This is a genomic window from Rheinheimera pacifica (genome assembly GCF_900108485.1).
In the GTDB taxonomy this organism is placed as follows: domain Bacteria; phylum Pseudomonadota; class Gammaproteobacteria; order Enterobacterales; family Alteromonadaceae; genus Alishewanella; species Alishewanella pacifica.
The window spans coordinates 1-4,760 of sequence record NZ_FNXF01000037.1 but is presented as its reverse complement, the minus strand read 5'-3'; the positions used below and the strand labels follow the sequence as shown (position 1 = coordinate 4,760).

8 protein-coding genes are annotated in these 4,760 nt (G+C 45.5%); 3 read left to right on the top strand and 5 right to left on the bottom strand.

The genetic code is table 11. The annotated features are described in order from the left end of the window. Nucleotides 1-102: 102 nt before the first annotated feature. Complete coding sequence (locus tag BLW68_RS20810; protein WP_092797193.1) at nt 103-426, top strand: hypothetical protein; 324 nt, start codon at nt 103-105, stop codon at nt 424-426. Nucleotides 427-457: 31 nt separating this feature from the next. Here BLW68_RS20810 and BLW68_RS20805 read toward each other — a convergent pair whose 3' ends face one another. The 3 genes from BLW68_RS20805 to BLW68_RS20795 all read right to left on the bottom strand — a co-directional run bounded on the left by BLW68_RS20805 (nt 458) and on the right by BLW68_RS20795 (nt 2,460). Next, a complete protein-coding gene (locus BLW68_RS20805; protein ID WP_092797191.1) occupies nt 458-1,171 on the bottom strand; it encodes a GIY-YIG nuclease family protein in 714 nt (237 codons plus the stop codon). 112 nt (nt 1,172-1,283) lie between these two features. Continuing rightward, nucleotides 1,284-1,862, bottom strand: a complete 579-nt coding sequence (locus tag BLW68_RS20800; protein WP_092797189.1) for a hypothetical protein — start codon at nt 1,860-1,862, stop codon at nt 1,284-1,286. After that, a complete protein-coding gene (locus tag BLW68_RS20795) occupies nt 1,855-2,460 on the bottom strand; it encodes an AHH domain-containing protein (RefSeq protein ID WP_218141427.1) in 606 nt (201 codons plus the stop codon). Before BLW68_RS20795 ends, BLW68_RS20800 begins: the two co-directional genes overlap by 8 nt. 182 nt (nt 2,461-2,642) lie before the next feature. Between BLW68_RS20795 and BLW68_RS20790 the strand changes: the two genes are divergently transcribed. After that, nucleotides 2,643-2,885: a hypothetical protein gene (locus BLW68_RS20790; RefSeq protein WP_092797187.1), complete on the top strand. Its 243-nt coding sequence runs from the start codon at nt 2,643-2,645 to the stop codon at nt 2,883-2,885. Nucleotides 2,886-3,716: 831 nt separating this feature from the next. Continuing rightward, nucleotides 3,717-3,983 (top strand): helix-turn-helix domain-containing protein, encoded by a 267-nt coding sequence (locus BLW68_RS20780; protein ID WP_092797185.1) that lies wholly within the window; start codon nt 3,717-3,719, stop codon nt 3,981-3,983. Here the strand turns inward: BLW68_RS20780 and BLW68_RS20775 are convergent. Both BLW68_RS20775 and cadR read right to left on the bottom strand, forming a co-directional pair. Continuing rightward, complete coding sequence (locus BLW68_RS20775) at nt 3,980-4,216, bottom strand: heavy-metal-associated domain-containing protein (RefSeq protein ID WP_092797183.1); 237 nt, start codon at nt 4,214-4,216, stop codon at nt 3,980-3,982. The genes BLW68_RS20780 and BLW68_RS20775 overlap by 4 nt on opposite strands. 173 nt (nt 4,217-4,389) lie before the next feature. Then, nucleotides 4,390-4,760, bottom strand: a 371-nt coding sequence (cadR, locus tag BLW68_RS20765; RefSeq protein WP_143039984.1) for a Cd(II)/Pb(II)-responsive transcriptional regulator, incomplete at its 5' end; no start/stop codon positions are given.

The following is a 4,760-nucleotide window of genomic DNA, read 5'->3' as shown; positions in this document are numbered from 1 at the left end:
GGTCTTGTTTTTTTGTTCATCATGTCACCTAATGTCATACGAGGTGGATCATAACACCTCTAATCAGGTGGCCAAATTTAGTGTGCCACTACACTCTATCTAATGCCGACGAGTCACCACCCTGACGGCTGGACAATTTTAAAGTTCATTGAAGGTGAGAAGGTTGTCTACAAGATTTTTGCAACCTGGCGCTGGGATAATGACATATGGAGACTGTCCAGTGGGGCTGAAGACCTTTGCGGCCTCTCAAAAATTGGCGACGAATTTATTTGGCCACAAGCATCCGGTAGTACCTATCATCTGCCAGTGGACGGGGAGCATTGCTATACTGCCTATCAAGGGATGGTGCTTGAAAACATAAAGACGCGCTGCGTTGACGAAAAAGTCGAGTTTGAAATTGTCAAACTTAGTGATTTGCTGAATTAGTCACTACAGCTAACCGACGCTGACTTCAGCCTTACTCAGCCAATACTTCATCTATTAGCTTTTGCATCGTTGCTTCACTTCTCTGAAAAAAGATTGAGAGAGTTGAAATATTCGAATTTTTGGCAAAACGCCGAAGGATTTCTCTAACTTCTTCGTCAAATATGGGCATTCCATGATTTAGTCTACGTCCAGCCTTAATGTTGGCTATACGTTTATTATGCAAAGTCTCAGGAGTCATGTTTCTCTGCTTTAAAACATGGCCTTGAACGATATAATTCTCAACCTTAAAAAACATGCCATCCATAGAGGCTAATTTGACTTCCGCACTATCTTTCTCCGGAACGCAATCATCGTCCCAGTGAGCAGATGCGGAGATATAATGTGGCTCTGCAGACTTAAGACTGATTTCTGGAGTATTTTCTAAGGTGTCTTCACGTAAGAAGTAAAACCCACCAAAATCAACTGAAGCATTTGTCAGAGGAGAGCCTGATTTTATCATGGTCTCTATCCAAAAAACCTCCCTGCAAAAAGCCTCTTTTTCAGTTGAAACTCCGCCTTCTAATTCAATTACCAGTATTTTATCTTCTATGGCTGATGTTATCTCTAAAATCCTTTTTTGCTTTAACGTTGTATGGTCAGTCTCACATAGATGCTCGTTCAAGCGGGTTTTTAAAGGTTTGCTGGTTCTTCCAACATAAAAAATCTTTTGATTCCTGGGATCTACCAGACCATATATAGCATACATAAATCACTCAACCCAAATTATCTCTGTATCGGAATTATCAAAGAGATTAGCGCATATTTTACAAATGTAAGCCTCGCCGCCATTGTCTACTTCGAGAAAAGATACATAAACCTTACCTGCCAGACACTTGGTATGTCATGCCTGTCAAACCCAGCCGTTTTACTACGGACTTGAAACTGTCCGGTCTGTCGGTACTGAAAATCCCCAACGTCAAACCTTTGATTCGGAACAACACACCATCGGCAATTCTGTCCGTATTTAAAACAACTTTTTTCCAGATACGACTCGGTGTGCCATCGTCTCTTATCTTACGCTCAGATAACCGGTCATTGAAGATATCTTCCCTTGCCAGTACGTGAATGACGTACCACTGCTCGCCTTCGAGGTCCAGGGGCAGAAACTCTACGTAGTCTCCGATGTATGGCCGGAGCTTTTCACAAGTCTCGGCGGATGCTGCGAATGCGGTTGAGCCTAATGCAGCAATATCAGGTTTAGGCCGAACCTTCTCTTCGGGGTTATAGAACCAGGTTACCCGCATGGATTTCCAAATATGTGCCAAGGGTTCACCGTAAAAACCCACGGGGTCATCAATCTGCATAAGAAGTTCGAGTGTCGATTCCTGCAACATCGCATAATTGCTGATGTCGGCAAACACCGCATAACAAGTTGTGTCTGTTTCCGTGTTAAGCATGTTCAAACCTCGTTGTCAGCGGGAAATCACCCTTTTTCAAATCACTCGCAACATCCCGCAGGGTGGATATTACGGCATTACGTCCTAGTCTTTCAGCTATGGTTGCTTCAAGCAAGAACTCCACGTTGAAAAAATACTGATCTGTATGGCTTTTAGAGTGCGCTTCAGCGTTCGGCAGATATGCATGCGGGCAATGTTTTTGATATCTGGGCAGATAGACCCCATTGCATTCATCGTCAATATCAATCGCGTATGCAGCCAGCCGAATGCGTGCTTTTGCTGCCCGAGGGTGGTCCCACGCGACAACGTGATGAGCGGCAACGTTCTTAGGTCGATGGTAGCCAGCCTGCAGCATGTTCTTGGACAGAACTTCATTATGCCGCTTTGCATGCTCCCACCGGATGTGGCGGCTAAGCTGCAGGGCTTCACTGTCAATTATGCCGTGCTGGTATCGAACAGTATCAATTACTAAATTTTTGTAGTAAATCGCATACGCCATTGAGGCAGATCGGCCATATTCTCTGTTGCCGGTGACATTCGCGAGGTCCTCTGCCATTTCGTGGACGGTTAGGTATGTTTCTTCAGATGAAGTATTCAAGCTAAGTTCCCTTTTGCAGCATAGTGGTAAAAATAAGCTACACTATGAAACCGATTTGTTAAACAAAAACACTGTTAAAAGTTGCAAATTCGCAGTTTTTACTGGTCTTGTTCCGAATTATTGTTGTTTTTAGTGAGCAATTCCGTTAGCGTCGCACAGACTTTGTAAGGGAGGACTGGGAAATGTTTTGGTGGATAGTGTTCTTTATGCTTTTAGGTGCAGGAACTATTAATGGCCCTTTAGCCGGGCTTCTGGGGTTGGGTGTGTTGTTGTGTCTGTTTTATAAACTCTGTGAGGTTATCCAGCAGGGTAATGATGCTGCGCATTCTGCTTTGGATAGGCGTGACCAGCGCAATTACGAAGAAGAACAGATCCGTAAGCACACTTTAGAGCGATTAAATGCTAATCGAACTAAGCCGGATTAGGTCAGGCCATAGTGCAATTGGGAAATAGCCGGTTTAAGCTATCTGGACTAATGCAGCTTAATTGGATTGGTCTTAATGTCATCTAACACTTTTCATGATCGAGCTTGATCAAATCTGACAATCAGCTTAGTGCCAATTGCAGACATTCCAACTTTAAGGCTGTAAAGTCCGCTTTTAGGTGTTAGCAGAACGCAAAGCTTTGGGGCGGCTGAAGCGCAGCGTAAGCCGTCCCAGCCGCGCATGCGGCGACAATAGCGCCTTGTTATACAAACTGACAACTTACCGCTTTTTTGGTGTTGCAGAGATACTGTATGTATTTCGTGGCAAAGGCGGTAAAGATCGAGTCACGATGTTACCTGAAAAGCTTGTTGAACCCCTTAAATTGCATATTGAAAAGGTTCGTGATCTTCATGAAAAGGATCTTTGCGAAGGTGAGGGTAAAACAAGTCTCCCGCCAGGGCTCGCTCGAAAATACCCTTACGCAATTTCTGATTTTAAGTGGCAATTTATATTCCCATCATCTGTCAGGTGTAAGCATCCAGTGGATGGATATGTTTGCCGCCATCACTTGCATTGGACGTCCCTAACAAAGAAATTAAGGAGCGCTGTTATACCATTCCGTCTAGTTTTCTGTTCTAATTGCAGGTTTCGAATAATCACTCGCTTAGCTTTATGAATCAAACCGCTGAAGAACTCCTCAAGCTCTCCCGAGCGGAGAAAAATGCGCGTAAACGCATGCGTTTACTCGCGATCGCGCAATTCCTTGAATGTAAAAACCGCACACAAGTCGCTAATCAATAGAAGGTCAGCCGCACCAGCGTCAATAACTGGGTGTCAAGTTACCTTGAAGCGGGCTTGGATGGTCTTGAAGCCCGCAAAGCAAAGGGGCGGATTCCTTATCTCAGCGCACAACAGCAAAAGCAATTAGGCGAGTTTATTGAATCGCATAGCCAAAGTGAGCAAGGTGGCAGACTGACCGGCGAGAAAATTCTTCACTACATCAAAACCGAGTTTGGTGTGGAGTACCACCACAACGCTATTTATAAACTCCTCAAACAGCTGGGATTTAGCACCACCTTAAGGTGGCTTTTTCGTTAGGCGCTGTGGCAGGTGTTCGCCGGATTACAGCAGCTGGCTTTGACTTCTGTCGCCGGATATCCCGCCTCTGTTAAGACCTCCATTACCTCTGCAGAGCTCAGTTCCGTGCTGAGTTGCAGCGTTTTGTCGGTCAGGTTAGTCTGTATTTTTGCATCACCATCTGCTGTGAGGATGGCTTTGGTGACCATGCTAACGCAGTGGCCACATGTCATGTCAGCGATATGGAATTTCATGGTGTTTCTCTCCTGTGTTGTGTTCATGACACAAGCTAATGCTTGCCACTGTGGTACAGTCAAGCCGCTATTTTAAATTTTTTTGGGGTATACGGATTAAATGGTTGATCTTACCTTTGCATGAGAGTGAGGCAAACCGGCATCTCATCGGATTATCTGGTTGGCACTCCAACCTACTGCTGATGCATGCTTCCCTCGCTAATTCCAGCAAGAACCCCACACGCCTTAACTTCCCGGTCATCGTTGCAACGCGCTCTTAGTGAAACGAGTTGTTTCTCAAGCGCCTGTAGAGCGGTTATCTGCGAGCGCACATGAGAGATGTGATCATCGAGCAAGGCATTGACAGCGGTACAGGACTGATGAGGGTCGTCCTGATAGCGCTTTAGTTCGTGAATTTCTGCCAGTGACAGATCCAGGATGCGGCAGCGACGAATAAAGGCCAGCCGCTCAACGTGTTTCTCGGTATAGACACGGTAACCGTTCTCCTGCCGACCAGGCGGCGGCAACAAGCCCTGCCGTTCGTAGAAGCGGATCGTCTGTGTAT